18 protein-coding genes are annotated in these 21772 nt (G+C 63.7%); 9 read left to right on the top strand and 9 right to left on the bottom strand.

Going from position 1 to position 21772, the window contains the following annotated elements; all coding sequences use genetic code 11:
• Positions 1 to 98: 98 nt before the first annotated feature.
• Both SZ64_RS16060 and SZ64_RS16055 read left to right on the top strand, forming a co-directional pair.
• The gene (locus SZ64_RS16060) at positions 99 to 755 is read left to right on the top strand and encodes a response regulator transcription factor (protein ID WP_054531750.1); all 657 of its coding nucleotides are present in this window, start codon (positions 99 to 101) and stop codon (positions 753 to 755) included.
• Positions 752 to 2128 (top strand): HAMP domain-containing sensor histidine kinase, encoded by a 1377-nt coding sequence (locus SZ64_RS16055; RefSeq protein ID WP_054531749.1) that lies wholly within the window; start codon positions 752 to 754, stop codon positions 2126 to 2128. The genes SZ64_RS16060 and SZ64_RS16055 overlap by 4 nt, the downstream gene beginning before the upstream one ends.
• Here SZ64_RS16055 and SZ64_RS16050 read toward each other — a convergent pair.
• Positions 2125 to 4365, bottom strand: a complete 2241-nt coding sequence (locus tag SZ64_RS16050; protein WP_193391535.1) for a glycoside hydrolase family 3 C-terminal domain-containing protein — start codon at positions 4363 to 4365, stop codon at positions 2125 to 2127. The genes SZ64_RS16055 and SZ64_RS16050 overlap by 4 nt on opposite strands.
• 170 nt (positions 4366 to 4535) lie before the next feature.
• Here SZ64_RS16050 and SZ64_RS16045 point away from each other — a divergent pair, with 170 nt between their 5' ends.
• From SZ64_RS16045 to SZ64_RS16030, 4 genes are all read left to right on the top strand, one after another.
• Positions 4536 to 5741 carry an alpha/beta hydrolase-fold protein gene (locus SZ64_RS16045; RefSeq protein ID WP_054531748.1) on the top strand — a complete coding sequence of 402 codons (1206 nt, stop codon included), beginning with the start codon at positions 4536 to 4538 and terminating at the stop codon, positions 5739 to 5741.
• 123 nt (positions 5742 to 5864) lie between these two features.
• Complete coding sequence (locus tag SZ64_RS16040; protein ID WP_241773065.1) at positions 5865 to 7460, top strand: FAD-dependent oxidoreductase; 1596 nt, start codon at positions 5865 to 5867, stop codon at positions 7458 to 7460.
• A 154-nt stretch (positions 7461 to 7614) separates the two neighbouring features.
• Positions 7615 to 8139: a MarR family transcriptional regulator gene (locus SZ64_RS19045; RefSeq protein ID WP_054531746.1), complete on the top strand. Its 525-nt coding sequence runs from the start codon at positions 7615 to 7617 to the stop codon at positions 8137 to 8139.
• Positions 8140 to 8215: 76 nt separating this feature from the next.
• Positions 8216 to 9889, top strand: a complete 1674-nt coding sequence (locus SZ64_RS16030) for a thiamine pyrophosphate-requiring protein (RefSeq protein WP_054531745.1) — start codon at positions 8216 to 8218, stop codon at positions 9887 to 9889.
• A 159-nt stretch (positions 9890 to 10048) separates the two neighbouring features.
• Here the strand turns inward: SZ64_RS16030 and SZ64_RS16025 are convergent, their stop codons facing one another.
• Complete coding sequence (locus SZ64_RS16025; protein ID WP_241773064.1) at positions 10049 to 12100, bottom strand: TonB-dependent receptor; 2052 nt, start codon at positions 12098 to 12100, stop codon at positions 10049 to 10051.
• Between the two features lie 205 nt (positions 12101 to 12305).
• On the opposite strand from SZ64_RS16025, the gene SZ64_RS16020 reads away from it, so the two are divergent.
• Positions 12306 to 12761 (top strand): nuclear transport factor 2 family protein, encoded by a 456-nt coding sequence (locus tag SZ64_RS16020; RefSeq protein ID WP_054531744.1) that lies wholly within the window; start codon positions 12306 to 12308, stop codon positions 12759 to 12761.
• 106 nt (positions 12762 to 12867) lie between these two features.
• Here SZ64_RS16020 and SZ64_RS16015 read toward each other — a convergent pair whose 3' ends face one another.
• The 4 genes from SZ64_RS16015 to SZ64_RS16000 all read right to left on the bottom strand — a co-directional run bounded on the left by SZ64_RS16015 (position 12868) and on the right by SZ64_RS16000 (position 17944).
• Entirely contained in the window at positions 12868 to 13233 is a 366-nt protein-coding gene (locus tag SZ64_RS16015; RefSeq protein ID WP_054531743.1) for a hypothetical protein, read from the bottom strand.
• A gap of 77 nt (positions 13234 to 13310) precedes the next feature.
• The gene (locus SZ64_RS16010) at positions 13311 to 14780 is read right to left on the bottom strand and encodes an aldehyde dehydrogenase (RefSeq protein ID WP_054531742.1); all 1470 of its coding nucleotides are present in this window, start codon (positions 14778 to 14780) and stop codon (positions 13311 to 13313) included.
• A gap of 40 nt (positions 14781 to 14820) precedes the next feature.
• A complete protein-coding gene (locus tag SZ64_RS16005) occupies positions 14821 to 17028 on the bottom strand; it encodes a PQQ-dependent dehydrogenase, methanol/ethanol family (protein ID WP_082384640.1) in 2208 nt (735 codons plus the stop codon).
• 1 nt (position 17029) lies between these two features.
• Entirely contained in the window at positions 17030 to 17944 is a 915-nt protein-coding gene (locus SZ64_RS16000; RefSeq protein ID WP_054531741.1) for an SDR family oxidoreductase, read from the bottom strand.
• A gap of 111 nt (positions 17945 to 18055) precedes the next feature.
• On the opposite strand from SZ64_RS16000, the gene SZ64_RS15995 reads away from it, so the two are divergent.
• Together SZ64_RS15995 and SZ64_RS15990 are read left to right on the top strand one after the other, a co-directional pair.
• Positions 18056 to 18550, top strand: coding sequence for a nuclear transport factor 2 family protein (locus tag SZ64_RS15995; RefSeq protein WP_054531740.1), 495 nt, complete (start codon positions 18056 to 18058; stop codon positions 18548 to 18550).
• A 159-nt stretch (positions 18551 to 18709) separates the two neighbouring features.
• The gene (locus tag SZ64_RS15990; RefSeq protein WP_054531739.1) at positions 18710 to 19090 is read left to right on the top strand and encodes a DUF559 domain-containing protein; all 381 of its coding nucleotides are present in this window, start codon (positions 18710 to 18712) and stop codon (positions 19088 to 19090) included.
• A gap of 73 nt (positions 19091 to 19163) precedes the next feature.
• Here SZ64_RS15990 and SZ64_RS15985 read toward each other — a convergent pair whose 3' ends face one another.
• The 3 genes from SZ64_RS15985 to SZ64_RS15975 are packed head-to-tail and all read right to left on the bottom strand — an operon-like array spanning position 19164 to position 21735.
• Positions 19164 to 19751 (bottom strand): hypothetical protein, encoded by a 588-nt coding sequence (locus tag SZ64_RS15985; protein WP_054531738.1) that lies wholly within the window; start codon positions 19749 to 19751, stop codon positions 19164 to 19166.
• Positions 19748 to 20164 (bottom strand): cytochrome c, encoded by a 417-nt coding sequence (locus tag SZ64_RS15980; RefSeq protein ID WP_054531737.1) that lies wholly within the window; start codon positions 20162 to 20164, stop codon positions 19748 to 19750. Before SZ64_RS15980 ends, SZ64_RS15985 begins: the two co-directional genes overlap by 4 nt.
• A gap of 8 nt (positions 20165 to 20172) precedes the next feature.
• Complete coding sequence (locus tag SZ64_RS15975; RefSeq protein ID WP_054531736.1) at positions 20173 to 21735, bottom strand: FAD-binding oxidoreductase; 1563 nt, start codon at positions 21733 to 21735, stop codon at positions 20173 to 20175.
• Between the last annotated feature and the right edge of the window lie 37 nt (positions 21736 to 21772).

The following is a 21772-nucleotide window of genomic DNA, read 5'->3' as shown; positions in this document are numbered from 1 at the left end:
GCAGGGGAATGTCTGCCCAAGCTGACAACAACTTGTCAGACTGGCAGGCTCTTGTCAGTTTTCACTTCCATTGCGGGCTGAAGAAGGAGTGAACCCAAATGCGCCTGCTGCTGGTGGAGGACGATGCCGAACTTGGCCGGAGGCTGAGCGAGCGCCTGCGCGGCGCGGGCTTTGCCATGGACCTCGCGCGCGATAGCGCCGAGGCGGAGGACTGGCCCGATCTCGACAAGATGGGAGCGATCATTCTCGACCTCGGCCTGCCCGATGGCGACGGGATCGATCTGCTGCGCCAGTGGCGCGCGAAGAAGGTGGATTGCCCGATCCTGATCCTGACCGCGCGAGGAAGCTGGCAGGACAAGGTGGAAGGTCTGAACGCCGGCGCAGACGACTTCGTGGTGAAGCCGGTGCGCTTCGAGGAACTGCTTGCCCGGCTCAACGCCCTGTTTCGCCGGCATGCGGGAAAGCGGGAAAGCGGCATCGTGCTGGGCGATCTGGCGCTCGACCCGCTCACTCACTCCGTGACATTGAACGGCGAGACGCTGGACCTTGCCAGGCAGGAATTCCGCTTGTTGCACCTGTTCATGCGCCGTGCGGGCCAAGTGCTGTCTCAGGGAGACATTCTGGAAAATCTCTACGAGCTGGATGCCCCGCGCGAACTCAACACGATCGAAGTGATGGTGGGCCGCCTGCGTCGCAAGATCGGCAAGCAGCGCATTACCACTCTGCGCGGACTGGGCTACAGGTTCGAGAAATGACTTCCGCCCATCCTGCGACCCTGCCCCCGGCCCGCGCCCAGTCCGGCAGCCTGCGCCTGCGCTTCCTGCTGGCAGTAATGCTGTGGGTGGTGCTGGGCATCGGGTCGATCTGGATTTCGGCCACGCGGGTGTTCACCAGCCATGTGGAACAGCAGTTCCATGACGAACTGAATGTCCATGTGCGCGAACTTGCGCGGCTGACGGACATTGACAGCAAGGGCCGCCCGTTCCTGATCCGGCCGCTTTCCGATCCCCGCTACGAAGTGCCGCTTTCAGGCTATTACTGGCAGGTCAATGCGGCAAGCGGGGCCGTCCTACGCTCCGCCTCCATGACGCGGGGCAATCTGGACGACGAAGTCGCCCATTCGCACACTATTGCCCATCGTGTGGAAGAAGGCCCGACTGGGCCGGTAATCGCCTATGGCCTGGCGCGGTCGGATCGCATGGGCGGGGAAACCCATTTCGTCATCGCGACCGATCAGGAAGAGCTGAACCGGGTCGTGCGGAACTTCACCCGCGAGCTAACCCTTGCGCTCGCCGTGCTGGGCCTGCTGCTGCTGGCAACCGGCTTTGCCATCATCCGCTATGGCCTGAGGCCCCTCAACCGGCTTGGCGAAGCTGTCGCCAGACTGCGGGAAGGTCAGGCGGTTCAGCTGGAAGGCACCTATCCATCCGAGATCGCTCCGCTGGCCGACGACCTCAACGACTATATCCGCCAGAATGCCGAGATGATCGCACGCGCCCGCGTGCAAGCTGCCAACCTCGCCCATTCGCTGCGCACGCCGCTGGCGGTGGTGACGGACGAGGCTGAACGGCTGGCCGAAGGGGACAAGGCCCCTGAATCGGCCCGCGTTCTGCTCGATCAGGCGCGCATGATGGAACAGCAGATCGAATATCAGCTGGCCCGCGCCCGTTCAGCAGGCGCCCGAGTTCCGGGTTCCACCAGCACCCTGCCCGATCTCCTGGTGCCGATCCTCAGTGCAATGAAGCGGCTGCATCCCGATGTCCATTTCGTGCTGCGTAACGAACTGGATGGCGACTGCGTGCTCCAGGCCGATCCGGTAGACTTTTCCGAGCTGGTCTCCATCCTGATCGACAATGCCGGCAAATGGGCAGCATCGACTGTCACCGTGGGCCTTAGGGAAACGCGCGGCCATGTCCGCATCTCTGTAGAGGATGACGGGCCGGGCATGACTGCCAGCCAGATCGCCCGCGCCTTTGAAGTCGGCATGCGGTTCGACCCGGACAAGCCCGGCTCCGGCCTCGGCCTCGCCATAGCGAAGGACATTTGCGTGAGCATGGGCGCACGGCTGGAACTGAAGCCCGAGGTCGGCGGGCTGATCGCCCAGCTGGATTTCGGAGAAGCCGCCTAGGGTGCGATGCGCCTTTCGGGCAGCTTCACTTCCGCCACCGGCCCGTCAGCGAGCGCATCCTTCGCCAGTACGAAGCGATAGGTTCCGGCTGCCACCTGCCAGCCATCGGCCGTCCAGTCGGCCAGCACGCGCGGTTCAAGCGGAATCGAAACCTCGCGCGCCTCGCCCGGCGCCAGTTCCAGCTTGGTGAAGCCCGCCAGACGGCGCAGCTTCGTGCCATGGGCGTCGGCAAGGTAGACCTGAGCCACTTCCGCCCCGGACCGCGCACCGGTGTTGCGGATCGTGGCACGGGCGATCAGCCCGTCCTTGCCCGAGGCGACCGAGAAACCCTCTGACGCGAAGGTGGTATAGCTGAGGCCATGGCCCATGGCGAAGAGCGGTGCCTGCCCTTCGCGCGCGAACCAGCGATAGCCGATGTCGGCGCCTTCGATATTGTAATCCACATCCAGCTTCTGGCCGGGCGCACCGACCCCCACGAAATTGGGTTCAACCTCGCCCAATCCCGGCAGGGCCGGACGGGGAAGCTGCGCGACCGAAGCCGGAAAGGTAAGCGGCAGGCGGCCCGAAGGATTGACCTTGCCGAACAGAACGTCGGCAATCGCCTCACCGCCCCGCGCGCCAGGATACCAGGCTTCCACCACGGCCTTCACGTCGTCCTTCCACGGCATGGCCACCGGCCCGCCTGTTTCCAGCACGACGATGGTGTTAGGATTGGCCTTCGCCACCGCCGCGATCAGCGCGTCCTGCCCGTTGGGCAGGGAGAGTTCGGGCACGTCGAACCCCTCTGTCTGGTACTGCGTCGCGAAGATGATGGTAACATCGGCCTGCGCTGCGGCCAGCGCGGCTTCGGCAGGATAAGTGCCATCGCGGAATTTTATTGTCGCCTTCGGGGCAATCGCACGGATTGCGGCAAGCGGGGCGGAACGGTTGAAGTCCTGATTCAACATGGCCGCAAACGGCCCGTTACCATCCTGAACACCGGGCACGGAAACTGACGGGCCGTCATCCCCCAGCACCTTGGACGAACCGCCACCAACCGGCGTTCCCGCATCGGCATGGCCGCCAATCACGGCGATGGATCGCACATCCGGCCCCAGCGGAAGCAGCCCGGCCGGATTGGTGAGCAGCACGATCCCTTCCTGCGCGACCTTCAGCGCCACTTCCGAATTGGCCGCCGCATCCACCGTGCCGAACCCGGACGGATGGGCATCAAGGCCATTATCGTAGATCGCATGAAGGATCGCCCGGGTCATCTCACCCAACCTTTTGCGATAGGCCGGGTCGGATTGTGCCGCCGCCTTGAGCTGATCACCGAAGAAAGGTTGGGGGTCGATAGGTGAACCCGATTGCTGATCCAGCCCGGCCAAGGCGTAATCTAGCCCGTCCACCGCGCCCCAGTCCGACATCACGAAGCCGCGATAGTCCCAATCCTTGCGCAGCACATCGGTCAGCAGCCATTTATTGCCGCAGCTCTGGGCGCCGTTGGTCGCGTTATAGGCGCACATGATTGCGCCGGGGTCGCCCTGTTCCAGCGCGATCTCGAAGGCCAGCAGATCGCTTTCGCGCAGGGCCTTTTCCTCGATCACGGTGTTCATGAAGGCGCGGCCCGTTTCCTGCGGGTTGATCGCAAAATGCTTCACGGTGGAAATGACATGGTTGGACTGGATGCCGCGCACCGCTGCGCCGCCAAGCAGGCCGGCGTGAAGCGGATCTTCGCCCAGATATTCGAAAGTCCTGCCATTGCGCGGATCGCGCATCAGGTTGATCCCGCCCGCCAGCATGACGTTGAAGCCCTTGGCCCGTGCCTCGGAACCGATCATGCGGCCGCCCTGCTCGATCAGCCCGACATTCCAGGTGGCGCCCTGCGCGGTGCCGCTGGGCAATTGGGTACCGCCATTGCCGCGCGCACCGCTGATCCACGTCACACCAAGGCTGGCATCGGTTTCATGCAGGGCAGGAACGCCAAGGCGGGCAATGCCCGGAATGAAGCCCGCACCGGGGTGCGATCCTTCCGGCGCCGGTTGATCGCCGCGCGGGGATGTCAGCAGGCCCAGCGTCAGAGTGATCCGCTCGTCATCCGTCATCTGTGCCTCGGTCGCGGCAGCGCGGGCTGCCGGATCGACGGATTGCTTCTCCTTGGCGTGAAGAGGCAGTGCGGCTGCAAGCGGGACGAGCGCAACCAGCGCTCCAGCGGAAATGGCACGCAGACCGGCCCTACGGACAGACTTGGACTTCACTTCGGCACCCTTCCCTGATCCGCCGGGCGGCGGACGGAGCGCAAGGCGGACTTGCCTTTTCACCCCGATTGAGACAACGCTGTCCCAATACCCTGCTGCGAAGCGCGCCGCTTGTCAAATCGCACGCGGAGCCGGGCTTGTGCGGTGAGAGATTCCTGGGGGAGGATCGGATGAAATATCACGCCAGTTTCGTGGCCGCGTTGTGCCTGTCCGGCATTGCGGCGACCGCTCCGCTATCTGCGCAGACCGGCGCGCAAGATGCGCCCAAAAGCTGCCTACCGCAGGGCTTCTTCGCCGGCCCGGCAACCTATCGTTCGGTCGAACAACTGCCCGATGGGCGCGTGATTTTCCGCCTATGCGCTCCCGCTGCCCATGACGCACGCGTGACCAGCAGCGACATCGATCAGGCGATTCCGATGGGGATGCAACCGGGCACGCAGCGCGGACTTGCGATGGTGAAGGACGAAACCGGCCTGTGGAGCGCCACCACCGCAGTGCCGGTTCCGCCCGATACCTACCGTTTCAATTTTGAAGTGGACGGCGCGCGCGTGCCCGATCCGCAGGGAACCACTTTCAGCCATGAACGCGTGGGGACCAATTCTACGTTCGAGACCAAAGGCGCGGAAGGCGCATTCCAGACTTACAGGTCCGAAGTCGCGCATGGCGCGGTCAGCCGCATCGATTACTGGTCAAATGCGTTGGGACAGAAACGGCAGGCCTATGTCTACACGCCGCCGGGCTATATGAAGGACGGCAAATCCTATCCAGTGCTCTATCTGGTGCACGGCGCGGGCGACAGTGCGGATAGCTGGACCAGCGTAGGCCACGCCAATTACATCCTCGACAATCTGATCGCCGAAGGAAAGGCGACGCCGATGATCGTGGTCATGCCCTTCGGTCACACGCCCGACAAGCCGGGCGGAAACATGCTGGCCAACACCGATTTCGGCGACGATCTGCTGGGCGACCTGATCCCCTATGTGGACGCCAGTTTCCGCACTCTGGCCGATCAGCATCATCGCGCCATGGCGGGCCTTTCCATGGGCGGATCGCACACGCTGCGCTTTGGCCTCACTCACCCGGAGACCTTCGATTACATCGGCATTTTCTCGATGGGGCTGGGCCTTGCCGGGCCGGACGACGTCACCCGTTATGAAAGCGCGAACGATGCCGCGCTGCGCAAGGCCGCCAGCGATCTGGACCTTGTCTATTACGCCATGGGCAGGGAAGATTTCCTCTATGGAAGCGTGGCGCCGACCCGCGCGATGCTGGATAAATACGGAATCGAACACACCTATCATGAAAGCGGCGGCGGCCACACATGGATCAATTGGCGCAGGTATCTGGCTGATTTCGCGCCGCGCCTGTTCCGCTAGCACCCGAAAAAACTGTCCCAAGATCGGAAAGGTTCTGAAAAACCACCTGTTTTCAAATTCTTCGCTTGCTGAAAGCACAGTGGCGCTGGCATGTTCTCCGCACTCAAAGGGGGAGCATTGAGTGTGGAGACCGATCTGATCGTGATCGGCGGCGGTTCTGCGGGCTGCGCTGTCGCGGGCCGACTGGCCGAAGCCGGAAAACGTGTTGTCCTGCTGGAAGCGGGCAAGGATGCCCGTGACATCCGCGCGCGCGTGCCCGCGCTGATGGGCAAGCTGGTCCAGAACCCGGAGTTCGACTGGTGCTATTTCAGCGAGCCGGATCCGTCCGTGGGCGGCCGCCCAAGTCCCTGGCCTGCAGGCAAGCGCCTTGGCGGCGGCAGCGCCATCAACGGGATGATGTTCATCCGCGGCCATGCCTGGGATTACGATCGCTGGGCGCAACTGGGTGCCGCCGGGTGGGATCATGAATCCTGCCTGCCCTATTTCAGGCGGCTGGAAGATAATGAACGCGGCGCGGACAAGTGGCGCGGCACTGGCGGCCCGATCGCGGTTTCCGAATGCCGCAGCAACTATGGCGTGACGGACAAGTGGATCGACGCCGCCTGCGAAGCGGGCGTGCATCGTTCACCCGACCTCAACGGTGAACTGGCCGAAGGTGTAGACCATATCCAGCTTTCGCAGCGCAACGGCTGGCGCTGCAGCGCGGCAGCCTATCTCGATGGGTTGGGATCGGGCCTCAAGCCCGATGTAGTGACAGAGGCCGAAGTGCTTTCCATCCAGGTGGCAGATGGCAAGGCACATGGCGTCACCTATCAGCGTGGCGGCCAGCGCCACAGCCTGAGCGCGCGCGAAGGCGTGGTGCTTTCGGCTGGCGCCCTCAATACCCCGCGCCTGCTGATGCTGTCGGGCATCGGCCCGGCGGCCCATTTACGTGAAATGGGCATCGACGTGCTGTGCGACCTGCCCGGAGTGGGCGGCAATCTGCAGGATCATGTCGGCCTGCATCTTATCAACGCGGTGGACATGCCCACGTTGAACAACGACGCTCATGGCCTGCGCGCGCCGCTGCAACTGCTGCGTTTCGCACTGGGCGGCCGCGGCGCCCTGACCACCGGCATCGGCCATGCTCAGGCCTATGTGCGCGGCAGGCCCGGCCTTCCCGTGCCCAATTTGCAACTGGCCTTTTCGGCTTTCTCCTTCGAAGTGACGCCGCAGGGCAACGTGCTGCTCAAGCCCGAATCCTCGGTTGCCACCTTCATCGGCCTGATGCGCCCCAGCCATCGCGGGCGGGTCAGCCTGCGGGCGCCCGATCCTTCAGCCCCGCCGGTGATCGAACACCAGCTGTTGGGCGGGGATGACGATGTGGAGCAACTGGTGGAAGGGATTGCGCTGGCCCGCCGTATCATGCGCCAGCGGGCCATATCCTCCCACGTGCTGCAGGAAATCCGCCCCGGTGCGGATTTCGAGAGCAAGGAGGCTCTGCGCGAGTATGTGCGGTTGGCGTCCATGTCGATGTTCCACCCGGTCGGCACGGCCAAAATGGGCGTCGATGGCGATCCCGACGCCGTGCTGGATGCAGATCTGCGTGTGCGCGGCATTCGTGGGCTGTGGGTAGCGGACGCTTCCGTCATGCCCACGATCCCGCAGGGCAATACCAACGCCACTTCGATCATGATCGGCGACAAGGCCGCAGACCATATCCTGCGCGGGCTGGACTGATCTGCGGAACGACCAGGAACCAGTTTTCCACTTCCTGGTCGTTCGGAAATTGCCATTCCGTCAACAAACCCGCATGGTGTAGTCGATAGGGGGAAATACACGGCCGGTGCCGCAGGCGCCGGCGGGATCGTAATTGACTGGTCGGGGCAAATTGATGGTGGCGAAATCGGCGGGCAGCGAAGCTGCACAACCGGAAGGCGATGATAGCTCTTTCGGAGCATATCGCCGGGGATCGGCCACGCCCGAAATCTCCTTCACCATCTCCCTTGTGCTGGCCGCGCGCCGCTGGCGCTCGCTGCTGGACGAGAAGCTGCGGCCGATCAACCAGAGCGCTGCCCGCATGGAAGCGATGGCCGCGATCCTGAATTCCCCGCCGCTCAGCCCGCAGGTCGACATTGCCAAGCGCCTGCGGATCGAAGGGCCGACACTTACTCGCATGCTCGATTCGCTGGAGAAGGACGGGCTGGTCGAACGCCTGCCCGACCCGAATGACCGCCGCACCAAGCTGCTGCGCCTTACGCCCGAGGGCGAGGCTGTGCTGAAAGACGTTTTCGCCATCGCTGATGAATGGCGCTTCCGCCTGCTCGACGGCTTCAGCCCGGAAGAGACGGATCAGGCAACCGCCTATTGCGGGGAGCTGGTGAAGCGGCTCGACCGGGGCCTGGCCGACCCGGAGTGAGCGGACTGCGCGGTTTCGCTCGATTGCGCCCCACCTGCTTTTGATTTAGCCGCCTTCCGATAAATCGGGAGACGGTATGAGAACGGGTAAGGGCAATGCAGGCCAGCAGGTTCACGCCAACGGCACAGTAGCGGACGCAATCGCGGCCGTACTGAAGCGCGAAGGGGTGGAGATCGTCTTCGGCTATCCGCGCAACCAGATCCTTGAGGCTGCCGCCCGGATCGACATTCGCACCGTGATCGTGCGGCAGGAGCGCACTGGCCTGCACATGGCCGACGCGATGAGCCGCATGTCCAAGGGCGAGAAGATGGGCGTCTTCGTGATGCAGCAGGGCCCGGGTGCGGAGAACGCCTTTGGCGGCGTAGCGCAGGCCTATGCCGATTGCGTGCCGGTGCTGGTGATGCCGCAGGGCTATGCGCTGAGCCAGGCCTATGTGCCGTATAATTTCAACTCGGTCCGCTCCATGGCCAGTGTGGCCAAACATGCCGAGCCGCTGACCAGCGGCAAGGACGTGGTCTCCGTGATGCGCCGCGCCTTTGCCATGCTGCGCAATGGCCGCCCGCAGCCGGTGGTGATCGAACTGCCCTATGACATTCTCGACCAGCAGTTCGATGCGCCGATGGATTACGTGCCCGGCAAGGTGGCGCTGAGCCAGCCGGTCCATTCCGATATCGAAACGGCCGCGGATGCGCTGGTTTCGGCCGATAATCCGGCGATCTATGCCGGACAGGGCATTCACTGGTCCGAAGCCTATGACGAGCTGCGCGAGCTGGCCGAACATCTCGCCATCCCGGTGATGACCAGCCTGCCGGGCAAGAGCGCCTTCGACGAGACACACCCCCTCGCCCTCGGTTCGGGCGGCAACGGGATCAATGGCTGCGTGCGCAAATGGCTGGACGAATGCGACCTGCTGTTCGGGATCGGCTGTTCCTTCACCGCCACTTCCTTCGGCCTTGCCATTCCGGCCGGCAAGCGGGTGATCCATGCTACGCTCGACCCGCTGGACATCGACAAATCCGTGCCCAGCGAACTGGCGCTGATCGGGGATGCGAAGCTGACCCTGCGCGCCCTGATCGATGCCGTGAAATCCCGCGTGCCGCACCGGCGCGACAGCGCGCCCATTGCCGCGAAGATCAAGACCGTGGAGGCCGAGTGGCTGGCCAAGTGGATGCCCAAATGTACGCAGGAGACATCCCCGCTCTCTCCCTATCGCGTGCTGTGGGATCTGCAGCAGACGGTGGATGTCGACAAGGTCATCATCACGCATGACGCCGGCAGCCCGCGCGACCAGCTGGTGCCCTTCTGGAAGAGCACCACGCCGCATTCCTATATCGGCTGGGGCAAATCTACCCAGCTCGGCTACGGGCTGGGGCTGGCGATGGGCGCAAGGCTCGCATGCCCTGACAGGTTGTGCATCAATGTGTGGGGCGATGCCGCCATCGGCTTCACCGGCACCGATCTGGAAACCGCCGCGCGTGATCGTATCCCGATCCTGTCCATCCTGCTCAACAATGAAGCAATGGCGATCGAACTTCCGATCATGCCCGAAGCGACGGAGAAATACCGCGCGACCGATATTTCGGGCGACTACGCCGCTTTCGCCCGCTCGCTGGGCTGCCATGGGGAGCGCGTAACGCAGGCGAGCGAAATCGTCCCGGCCCTCAAGCGGGCCCTGGCCGCAATCGATGCCGGCCAGCCTGCGCTGGTGGAATTCATCACCGAGAAGGAAACGGTGATTTCGAAGGGGTAATGCAAGATCCTCCCTGTCCTGCGCAGCAGGATGGGGAGGTGGCGCGCGCCGCAGGCGCGTGACGGAGGGGTAATAGCGTAACTACCCCTCCACCCCGACACCTGCGGTGTCGCGGTCCCCCTCCCCATGAGGCTGCGCCTCACAGGGAGGATCATTTCCTCAGAACCCGTACCGCAGCCCGCCCCACAGGGTCAGCGGCGCGCCGAGATCCATCGAACCGGCCTGATTGCGGGTAATCACCTTCTCGTCGAACAGGTTTTCGGCGCGCAGCACGATGCTGAGCTTTTCGATCACGGGAACCTGCGCGAACAGGTCCACGGTGGTCGCGGCGGGCAGCACATCGGTCTCGTCATCGCCTTCGAACTGGTCGGCCACATGGCGGACCGTCGCAGCGAAGCGCCAGTCCTTCTTCGGTTCCCAGCTCACGGTCGCGCTGGCGGCAAAGTCGGGCGTCTGCGCCGGGCGGTTGCCATCAAGCGCGGCTGACACGCCGCTGCCTTCCACCTTGGCGTCAGTATAGGCCAGAGTGCCCTGGAACTTCACCGGGCCGCTGCCGAAGCTGGCGGCGAGTTCGACGCCGGTGGACTTCACTGCGTCGACATTCTGCCGCTGCCGGTCACAATTTCCGGAAACGGTCGGAGCCGCCTTGCAAAGCTCTGGGTGCAGCGTCACGTTGGCAATGGCATTCTCGACCCGGTTGGTGAAGACGGTCAGCGCCAGATCGACACCCTTGGCAGCCGTGAAGTCCAGACCCGCCTCATAGCCTTCTAGCCGTTCATTCCTCATGTCTGCGTTAGCAAAGGTGGTGACGGGGAAGACCACGAAGGGACGGTACAACTCGTTCAGCGTAGGCAGGCGCAGGCCGGTATAGGCCGCCGCACGCATGCGCACCCCGCGAGAGACATCCATCGTCGCGCCCACGCGCCATGAGAAATCCCAGCCCGACCGGTCGGCATAGGTCGAATCCTCGATCACGCCGCCTGCTGCATTGAGATTGCGGTGATAACCGTCGCGAATGCTCCAGCGGTCCGCACGCACACCGCCGGTCAGCAGCACGGGGCCGAGCGTGTAATCGTCTTCAACGAACAGGCCGAGGTCCGAATTGGTGCCGCCCGCATAGCGGCTGCCATTGCCCGCGCCGCTGGCGAGGTAGCGATATTCGGTCAGGTCACCGTCCGACTGGCGGAAGTCGGCACCCAGCCGCAGCGTGTGGCCACCGCCCACGGGCGGGCGCACTTCCACCTTGCCGCCGAAGCCGCTGGCAGGCGTATCGGCCTGATCCAGTGTCTTCTTGTAGGTGCTGGAGGAAATCACGATGTTGGAGAAATTGCGCCACTGGCCATAGGCCAGCACATCGAACTGCCAGTCGCCCCGGCCGACAAGGCGGACCGAGAGATCCTGCCCCTTGGTGGCATTATCCGCCCCGGCAAAGCGCAGGGTGCGGTTATCTTCGAAGGCAAGGCCACGAAGCTGCAGGCTGACGTCGGCGCCAAGCTGCTGCACCACCCGCGCATTGGCGGACCAGCTTTCATAGGCAGCCGGGACAGACGCGGCGACGCGCTGATCCTTGGGCGTGGTCCAGAAACCGTCGCCCTGATCCCAGCGGCCGCTGACCACGGCAAAGCCGCTGTCCCATTCGGGCGCAAGGCTGCCTTCCAGCTGCGTTTCGCCGCGATCGTTCACCAGCGCCTCGCCCCGGAACAGGCCGAGATCGCGCGCGTCGATCCCTTCAAGCTCCACCGTGCCCGCCAGCGCGCCAGCGCCGAAGGGGCCGGAACCGCCGCCGCGCGTGACGCGGATCATTTCCAGCTGGTTGGGCGACAGGGCCGAAAGCGGCACATGGCCGAAGAACGGGTCGATCATCGGCACGCCGTCGAGCAGCACCAGCGCGCGGCTGCTGGCATTGCCGCCCAGCGCGCGCAGGGTCACGCCCTGGGCCGTGGGATTGGACGAGCGGCTGTCAGACCGGCGGAACTGCTGGAAGCCCGCAACATTGGACAGTGCATCCTCGATCCGGCCGGAAGCCGTGGACTGAAGCTGTTCCTGATCCACCGTCACCGTGGAATAGGCGATCGTGGAAGGTGTGGCGTCCAGCCCGTGCCCGGTCACGACGATAGGCGGGTTTTCGAATTCGTCGCTCGCGTCGTCCTGCGCGAAAGCGGGCGTGGAAATGGCCGCGATTGCGACACCGGCGAGCAGGCAGATCCTCATGTTCATCTTCTCGTTTTCCGTTTCGGACAAAGTCAATTCAGGCGCACCCTTTAGCGTCTCAATCTTGCCGCGTCACCCCACCTCTGGCAGGAAGAACGAAACAAGGGAGAATGCGATGCGTAGAGGTTTCATCATGCAGGCGGCTGCTGTTCTGATGCTGACAGCTTCACATAATACGCTCGCCGCAGAGGAGACAGCACAACAAATGAAGGCACCCGCACCCGTTGTGGCGCAAGACCACGAAGCCCTGCTGGCCAGCAGCGATCCCAAGCTCGCTGCCAACAAGCGGCTGGTTTACGACATGTATCGCATCGTGCTGCAGGCGGGCCTTGCCGACCGCGCGCATGAATACATTGCCGATGGCTATATCCAGCACAATCCCAATGCCGGGCAGGGCCTGGCCGGACTGGTCGATTACGTGAAGGCCACGCGCCCGGTGCGCGAGATCAAGGACAAGCTCGATCTGCCGCTGGTCCACCTGATGGCCGAGGGCGATTACGTCACCACCACATTCGTGCGCCCGGAAAAGGACGCCAATGGCGAAACCTATTATTCGAGCTGGTTCGACCTTTACCGGATCGAGAACGGCAAGATCGCCGAGCACTGGGATCCGATGCTGAAGAGCGATCCCAAGATCGACCCCAACGACAAGAAGCTCTGAAAAAGCGAATGCCCCGCTGCCGGGTCCATGACGGACCGGCAGCGGGGCATCGAACTTTTCAACGCTGACACGCGCAGACCGGCAATTCCGGTCAGCGCGCAGGCGATCAATCAACCTTGGCCGGAGCCTTCTTCGCAGCCTTCGCGGCAGGCTTTGCAGCGGGTGCTGCATCGTCCTTGGCCACTTCCAGCTTGGCCGGCGGATTGAGTTCCAGCCACTTGGCGATGTTCTTCGCCGCGCCCGTATAGGCGTAGTTCTGCACCATCTCGTTCACCAGCAGGCTGTCCACCTTGTGCACGAACTTGCGGAAGTGATTGTGCACCTGTGTGGCGCTGTTGTTGAAGCTGCCAAGGAAGGTGCCGCGCTGGATCTGCAGGCACTTCTGCTTCTTCAGCTCATTCGCGAACGCGGTATAGTCATGCTGCTTGTCCGCAGCCTTGCGCGCGTCGAACGTGATAACGAAAATCGACATGGTCTCTCCTGTCCCCCTTAAACGGAAATCGGGGCGACGCGCCGCTATCGGCAGGCGCCGCCCGTCCTTTTCCGTTTTCAGAGTGTTGCGGGCGCCGCGTCAAGCAGGATGGTCTTGGTTTCCACATAGGGCCACAGGCCTTCCTCGCCGCCTTCGCGCCCGATGCCGGACTGTTTGAAGCCGCCGAAGGGCGCCCCGAACTCCATGCGCATGCCATTCTGGCCCATCACGCCGGTGCGGATACGGCGCGAAATATCGTAGGCCGCCTGCGGATCGGTGGTGAAGACGGAACCGTTGAGACCGTAATTGCTCTCATTGGCGATGCGGATCGCATCTTCCTCGTCCTCTGCCGGGATGAGGCACAGCACCGGGCCGAAGATTTCCTCCTGCGCGATGCGGCTCTTGTTATCGACATTGGCGAACAGGGTCGGCTCGATGAAATAGCCCTTGTTCATATGGGCCGGACGGCCGCCGCCGGTGACGAGATCGGCGCTCTTCTTGCCTTCCTCGATATACATTTCGACGCGTTCAAGCTGACGCTTCATGGCAAGCGGGCCGAGCTGGGTTTCCGGGTCTTCGCTATTGCCGATCTTCACGCCCTGCATGACCTTGGCGATGGCCTCCGCCAGTTCGTCATGCCGGTCCTTGGTCACGATGGCGCGGCTCAGCATGGCGCAGACCTGCCCGCTCATCACGGTGATGGTGTTGCCCAGAATGGCTGCCGCCGCATCGATGGGGAAATCGTCGCGCACGATGGCCGCCGACTTGCCGCCCAGTTCGAGCGAGCAGCGCGCGATGCGGCTGCCGCACACTTCGGCAATGCGCTTGCCAGCGGCAGTGGAGCCGGTGAAGCTGACCTTGTCGATGCCCGCATTGTGCACCAGATGGTCCGCTGCCTCACGCTCGGACGGCACGAGGTTCACCACACCTGCAGGCAGGCCTGCGGCTTCGGCGGCTTCGGCGATGATATAGGCTTCCAGCGGGGTTTCCGGCGAAGGCTTCATCACGATGGTGCAGCCCGCGATCAGCGAATAGAACACCTTGTTGGCCATGATGCCGAAGGGCGCGTTCCACGGCGCGATCCCTGCGACGACACCAACCGGCTCGCGCGAGAGGATCACGGTGTCCACCACCTGGCCCTTGGCCTTGCTGACCCATTCGAAGCTCTCGCCCAGCGCAGCGATGCCGCGCAGACCGGCAAGTGCCCCGCCATGCATGACGGGGGCGAAGCTGGCGAGGCCGCCGACCTGCGCCGTCCATGCGGCGGCCAGTTCGGGCACGCGCGGTTCGAGCAGGTCGAGCATGCGATTGAGCATCGCACCGCGTTCTGCGGGCGAGGTATTGGGCCAGGGGCCGTTATCGAACGCGTCGCGCGCGGCGGCGACGGCGCGGTCCATGTCCTCATTACCGGCTTCGGCAACGCGGGCGACCACTTCCTCGCTGTTCGGATTGACGATCTCGATCATCCGGCCGGACGTCGCGGCGACCCATTCGCCACCGATGAACAGCTTGTCGGGATGGCGGACATTCACACCTTGGGGGGTCATTGGTTCTCTCCAGTCACGGTATTCGTTGAAACGGATAATACTAGAAATTGGACAGGATCGTGAGGCTGCGGGAATCCAGCGGCTTGCCCGCTGCCTGCAGCTTCAACTCGCGATCCCGCAGCTTGCCCTGTTCATCGATCAGGAAGGCATGGATCGCGCGGGCCTGATCGGCCGAAAGGACATCGTCCCAGCGCGGCATGCCATTGGGCTGCAACAGGCCCTTGAGCACGATGTCCTCGAACACGTCATGCGTGCCCGGCGCCATCCGGCGCAGGTCCGGCAGCGGCGCGCGCGGCTGGTTCGAGTGGCAGATCGAGCAGTTTTCGGTGAACAGGGCCGAACCCAGCGCGATCATTTCCGGCGTCACGCCGGGCAATTGCGCGGGCGGGGCCACCGCCGGTTCCAGCGGCGGCAGGTCGGCCGGGATAGGCACCTTGGCCCCGCCCAGCCTGAACACCAGCAGGCGGTTGGCATTGCCCTTGGTATAGGCCGCCGAATAGCCGGGCACGAAGCCCCAGCCACCGCCGCCCCAGCCGGTCTGCACCGCGATATATTGCACGCCGTCCACCCGGTAGGTCATCGGCGCGGCAAGGATCGAGCTGCCCGTTTCGACAGATGCGAGCAGCTTGCCATTATCGGCATCGCGCACCACCAGCTTGCCCGACAGCGTGCCGTAGACCACGAGGCCGGATTGCGTGGCGAGCACGCCCGAACGGTCCTGCCAGCCTTCACGGTCAGCCTTCCACTTGGTCTTGCCGGTCAGCGGATCGATGGCGCGGATTTCGGACGAATAGGGCTTGTCCTTCACCCATTGCCATTGCGGCAGCTTCTCCACTGCCTGCCGGATCGGCGGCGGCAGAGTGGGCAGCGCGGCCTGTAGATCGGGGGTGAAGATCAGCGCGGCGGAGGCATTGAGGTTCTGCTTCTTGCGCACCGGGTTTTCCTGGCCCGGCGGAATGAACATCAAATTCCCCATATCCACCACCGAGGCGAAATAGAGGTTACGCGTGGGATCGAAAGCCGCCGGGTGCCAGTTGCGCGCACCGGTGGAGGCCGGGAACACGATCTTCGGCCCGGTGCTGTAATCGCTGAATTCAGGCGTCAGATGGGCCTTGCCCGTCTTCAGATCGACCTTGTCGGCCCAGCTGGTCCGCACGAGGGCATTGGCGGCCAGCGCCTTACCCGTCTCGCGGTCGATCACATAGAAAAAGCCGTTCTTGGGCGTATGCAGCACCACCGGGCGCTTTGCCCCGCCCACTTCCATTTCGGCCAGCATCATCGGCTGCGTGGCGGTCAGATCCCAGCTGTCCTGCGGGGTTTCCTGATAATGCCACTTCATCTCGCCGGTCTTGCGATCCAGCGCGACGAGCGAATCGAGATAGAGATTGTCCCCGCCGCTGGGCGACCGGGTCTTGAGCGGATAGGGCCCGCCATTGCCCACGCCGATGATTACCTGATCATAGGCCGGGTCATAGGTGATGGCATCCCACACCGTGCCGCCGCCGCCGATGTCCCAACGGCTCTTGGCGTCCCAGGTCTTCAGCGCGGCGTCCAGCGCCTTGCTTTCCTGCGGGCCGTCGGCCGGATCGTGCGGAATGGTGTAGAAGCGCCAGGCTTCCTTGCCGGTCTTCACATCATAGGCAGTGACATAGCCGCGCGTATCGTATTCCGCGCCGGCATTGCCGATCACCACGATGTCGCCCGCCACTTCGGGTGCGCCGGTGATGGTATAGCCGCGCGAACGGTCGGCAATCGTATCCTTGCGCCAGGCGACCTTGCCGGTCTTGGCATCCAGCGCGAAGAGATGCCCGTCGAGCGAGCCGACGAACACCTTGCCATCGGCCACGGCCACGCCGCGATTGGCCTGATCGCAGCAGGCATAGCGGTTGGCCTGCATGTCCGCGCCCGGATCGAAGGTCCACAGTTCCTCGCCGGTCGCGGCATTGAGCGCATAGACCCGGCCGAGATTGCCGGAAGTGTACATCACCCCGTCAATCACCACGGGCGTCGCTTCCTGCACTCGCGCCGTGCCCAGATCATATTCCCAGGCCAGGCCGAGCTGACCGGCGTTTTCCTTGGTGATGTCACCCAGGCGCGAGAAGTGGCTTTCCGCCCAGTCGCCGCCCGGATTGTCCCAATCGTCGCCCGCGCCATAGACGGAGGTATCGATGTCGGACGGATCGAAGCCGCCCGAACAGGCGGCGAGAAGCGCAAAGGCGCCGGCGGCGAGAAGGGTACGGAGGTTCATGTCAGGCGGGCCACAAATGCTGGAACTGTTCAAGGACGGAGCGCAGGGTGCGCGGCGGGCGGCCGGTGATGCGTTCGACGTCATCCGAAACGACGTTCATGAAGCCCTCCCGTATAGACTGGCCGAATGTGACCATGCCTTCGCTGGCCCATGGAATCGGGCCGTCAGGCACGACGTCGGATGCCTTGCGCGACACACCCAGCGAATCAAAATACCGATACATGCCCTCATCGTCGACCGCTTCGATCTCGATCGGCTTGCCCGCCATTTGCGAAACGAGCGCCATTGCATCGGGAAGGGTCCACAGTTCCGGCCCGGTAACATCATAGGCCTTGTTGGCATGGCCTTCCTGCGTCAGCACGCCCACGGCGATCGCCACGCAATCGTCGCGGCTGACGATGGGCACAAGGCCGTTGCCCGCATTCTCGGGCTTGTGCCCAGCCTGCAGGGCGGGAATCGCCATCGCGGTGGCAACGGCTTCGGCATAGAGGCTGTCACGCAGATGCGTCCAGGCAAGGCCCGATTTCTCGATCATCTGCTCGGTCGCGAGATGGTCGAACTGTTCCACAGAGGGATTGTCCGGCTGGCCGCAGCCGAGAATCGAGGTGTAGACAACGTGCTTCACCCCTTCAGCCTTCGCCGCTTCCACTGCATTGGTGTGCTGTTCCACCCGAGTGCCGACCCGCGTGGTGGAGATCAGCAGCATCCGCTCGCCGCCCTGCATCGCCGCGCGCAAGGTTGCCGGATCGTCGAAATCCGCGCTGCGCACATGCGCGCCCAGTTCCGCAAATTCCGCCAGCTTGTCCGTGGTGCGGGAAAGGAAAATCAAATCTTCCGCCGGGACCTTTTCCAGCAACTGCCTGGCTGCCGCATTGCCGAACTGGCCGGATGCACCGGTTACGATAATCTTGCCCATGGATCCTCTCGCTCTTGCCGGATGTTCGCATACGCCAGTGGGCGTCGCTCCGCTTGAAGGCAATAATAACGAGTGTTACGGTTGAGGCAACATTTGGGAGAAGGACCGAACATGAAACTCGCAACCGAAGATCGCCTGGCGCTGATGGACCTCATCGCGGATTACAGCTGGGCGCTCGACACCGGCGATGAAGACGGGCTTGTCGCCTGCTTCACCGAAGACTGCCTGATGAGCGAGGAGGTGTTCGACGAGCCGGATATCTGGAACGGCCATGACGGGATTCGCGGCCTGATGCGCCATTATGCCAATGCTCCCGGCTTCCCCGGCCGCCAGCATCACGTCACCCAGATCAAATATTTCCCGCAGGAAGATGGCAGCGTGAAGATCAAGAGCTTCGCCTTCGTCACCGAATGCGAGGGCGAGCCGCCGATGGTGCTGCGCTTCACCGGCTGGTATGACGATCACGCCGTGAAATGCGCCGACGGCCAATGGCGCTTCCAGCGCCGCATCGTGCGCCTGTGGGACGGCGAAGTGCTGCAGCGCTTCCCCGGCAAGGGCCAGTGGGTACCCCGCAAGCGCCCGGATTCGCTGATTATCAAGAAGTAAGTGGTTGCGGCTCCCACCCTCATCCAACTTCCGGCGAGGCGGCCAAGCCGCCAAGCCTGCGTATCCTTCTCCCGCTGGCGGGAGAAGGATAGTGGAGCTTGCACCGGAACGGAGCTAGCGAAACTAGGATGAGGGTGGTTCCAACGCTAATCCGAACAGATGTCCGTCCGCCCCATCAGCCCCCATGCCAAGGCATTGCGCCGCAATTCCACGGACACTGAGAACCTGCTCTGGCAGGAACTGCGCGACCGTCGCCTCGGCGGCCTCAAGTTCCGCCGACAGGCCACGGTCGGGCCTTATGTGGCTGATTTTCTCTGCGCGGAAAAACGCCTGATCGTGGAACTGGACGGCGGCCAGCATAGTGCGGAAACAGACGCGCATCGAACTGCCGAACTGGAACGGCTGGGTTACCGGGTTATCCGGTTCTGGAACAATGAATTGACCGAGAACAGGGACGCGGTGGTGGAGCGCATATTGGCTGAGGCCAGTGCTTTGCCTTCGCGGTTCCGGGCAGGTCAGCCCTCATCCAACTCCGACTAGGCCCTTCAGGCCAAGTCTGCGTATCCTTCTCCCATCAATGGGAGAAGGATGGCGTAGCTTGCCAGCTCGCTGGCTAGCGCAGACTGGATGAGGACTGCCTACCCCATCCCTTCGGTACCAACACCCAGCCAAACACCAGCCCCGCATCCGGCCGTGCGGTTGCCGCACTCGCCATCGCGGGCATCGCCCCGCGCGGATCGGCGGCATAGGCGGCCAGCGCTTCGGTCCAGCCATGCCCGGCGGCTTTCGCCACGCGGCCCAGCGCGTTCCAGCCCGGACGGCATTCGCCACCAGAACATTGGCGCCCACGGCCATCCAGACGGGCGGCCAGGACATAGCCCGCCTCTGCCGCGACATCGGCGATCAGCAGCAGATCGGCATGACGGCTGACGCCTGCGACCAGAGCGGGCCTTGCAGCCAGCACATCGCGCGTCAGGCGCACCCGGTCCCCCTCGATCGCGCGCGGAGCGAGGCCCTGCGCCTTGCCCGCATCGGCAAAGCGGCGCCCGGCTTCCAGCGCGGGATCGTGCAACAGAACCCGCGCCTCGCCATGGCGCCAGCGCCATGCGGCAAGGCCAGAGACGGTCGGCACGGCCAGCGCGCCGAATGCCCCGGCGCCCAGCACGGCCCGCCTGCTGGCTTTCAGCGAGCGGGGGATCACTGACCGCCCCCTGCCGGGCCTTTGCCGCTGGCGAGATAATCCGCGATCTGTTCAAGCTGCGCATCGCTGACTTCGCCGCGCGGAATGGCGGGCATGTTCCCGATGCCGTGGCGGGCGGCCAAGATCACATAATTCCTGTCGAGATCGGTGCGCTTTTCCAGATCGGGCACATCGATCCGGCGGGCCAGCAGGCCGGAACCCATGCCGTTGGCCCCGTGGCACATGATGCATTTTTCGACATAGGCCTTCTCCCCGCCCTGCGCGGCGGGGCGCATGGCGAGTGTGACCGGATCGGGCGCCGGGGCCGGCCCGCCGCGCGGAGGTGGCGGAGCAGCCTCTTCCGCCCCACTGGAACAGGCCGCAAAAGTGCCAAGCATCAGGGCTGCGACCGCGAATGCGAGCGGTTTGGTCATGCCGGTTCTCATTGTCCACGCTCCCCCTTCAGGCGCTTGGGCCAGATGCCGCTCTTGCCCGGAGCAAGGATGCCATTGGGATCGAGCGCATCCTTCACGGTCTCGTTCAGGCGGTTCAGCGCGCCATTGTTCCAGCTGTAGGTCTTGGCCACCAGATCCATGTAATCGAGATGGGTGCGGTATTCGCCATAGCCCTGCGCTTCCGCATCCTTCACCAGCGTGCGGAAGAAGGGATCGATCTTCGACATCATCTCCGGATTATCCTTGTCGAAGATCATGGCGTTGACGTTGATCAGGTGCCGTTCGCCAAAGGCGAAGCTGCCCTGATAATCCATCCCCCATTCCTTGTAGCGGGCATAGGTGCGGTTGAACTGTTCCAGCGCCTTGGTGCCATCCTGCGGCAGGATGGGCGAAAAGCCGATATGCCCGCCGCGCCCGCCGTACCAGTTCACATTCTGCATCGGGAAAGTCATCGGCGTGCCGGTCCAGCCGGAATATTCCTTGGGCTGGCCCTTTACCCATGCAGTCGGCTTGATCAGCATCGGCTTGATGTCACTCATCGCCTTTTCGAGGATCTTGTAAGCCGCCTTGTTGACCTCCTCGCGCCCATAGAGGCGCAGGGATACGCCCCACCAGCCGATGTTGAACTTCTTGCGGATGGCAGTGATCACATCGTCGGACAGGGCGCCGGGCTTGTCTGTCCATTCATCGCGCCGGGTGACCACGGCGGCGGCGCGCAGCCAGTTGCCGATGGAGGGGCTTTGCGTCAGCACGCGTTCGCGCCGCAGCGGGCCAATCGCATCGACCATGGCCTTGAGGTCTTCCGGCCGGTCGAATTCCACATCCATGCCCATCAGGCTTTCCGGCTCGGGCATCAGCCACATGCCCATCTTGGTCACGATGCCGAAATTGGACTGGACGAACATCTGGTCCCACCCCGGGCCGAAGCCGAAGGGATAGGCCTGCCAGGTATTGGCGCCGTCAAAAGCGCCCATGCCGGTGCGCACCAGTTCGCCATTGGGCAGCACCACTTCCAGCCCGCAGATGCTCTTGGTGTTCTCGCCATAGGGGGTGTAGCCCACGCCCCGGTCCAGCGCATTGCCCATGACGGAGCCCCAGCTGTTCCCCGGCGTGGAGAGCCAGAAGGGCAGATTGTGCTCCTTGATGTAATCGTAGAGGTCGTAGAAGCCGACGCCCGGCTCGACCACCACGGTGCCGAACTGTTCGTCGAACTCGATCTTCTTCATGCCGGAAAGGTCCAGCACCACGCTGCCCGCCAGCAGCGGCGCAGTGCCGCCATAGCCGAGATTCTTGCCCCGGCTGATCGGCCAGAGAGGGAGCAGGTACTGATTGGCGATCTTCACCACCGCCTGCACTTCTTCCACCGTAGTGGGTGCCACGGCGCCCGCCGGATGGTGGGCGTCGTCATTGACGGCGAATTTGTCGAGATAGCTCGTCCGGTCGAGATCTTCGAAGAAGACTTTCGATGCGCCCAGCACGCTTTCAAAGGCGCGGCGCGCCTGATCGAGCTTCTGGGCCGTAAAACCGGGAGGAAGGGGCGTGTCTGCCATGATTGGGTGCCTTTATGTCCCTTTGAGTGCCTGTTCG

The organism is Erythrobacter sp. SG61-1L (assembly GCF_001305965.1).
In the GTDB taxonomy this organism is placed as follows: domain Bacteria; phylum Pseudomonadota; class Alphaproteobacteria; order Sphingomonadales; family Sphingomonadaceae; genus Andeanibacterium.
This window is presented reverse-complemented; position numbering and strand designations above follow the sequence as displayed.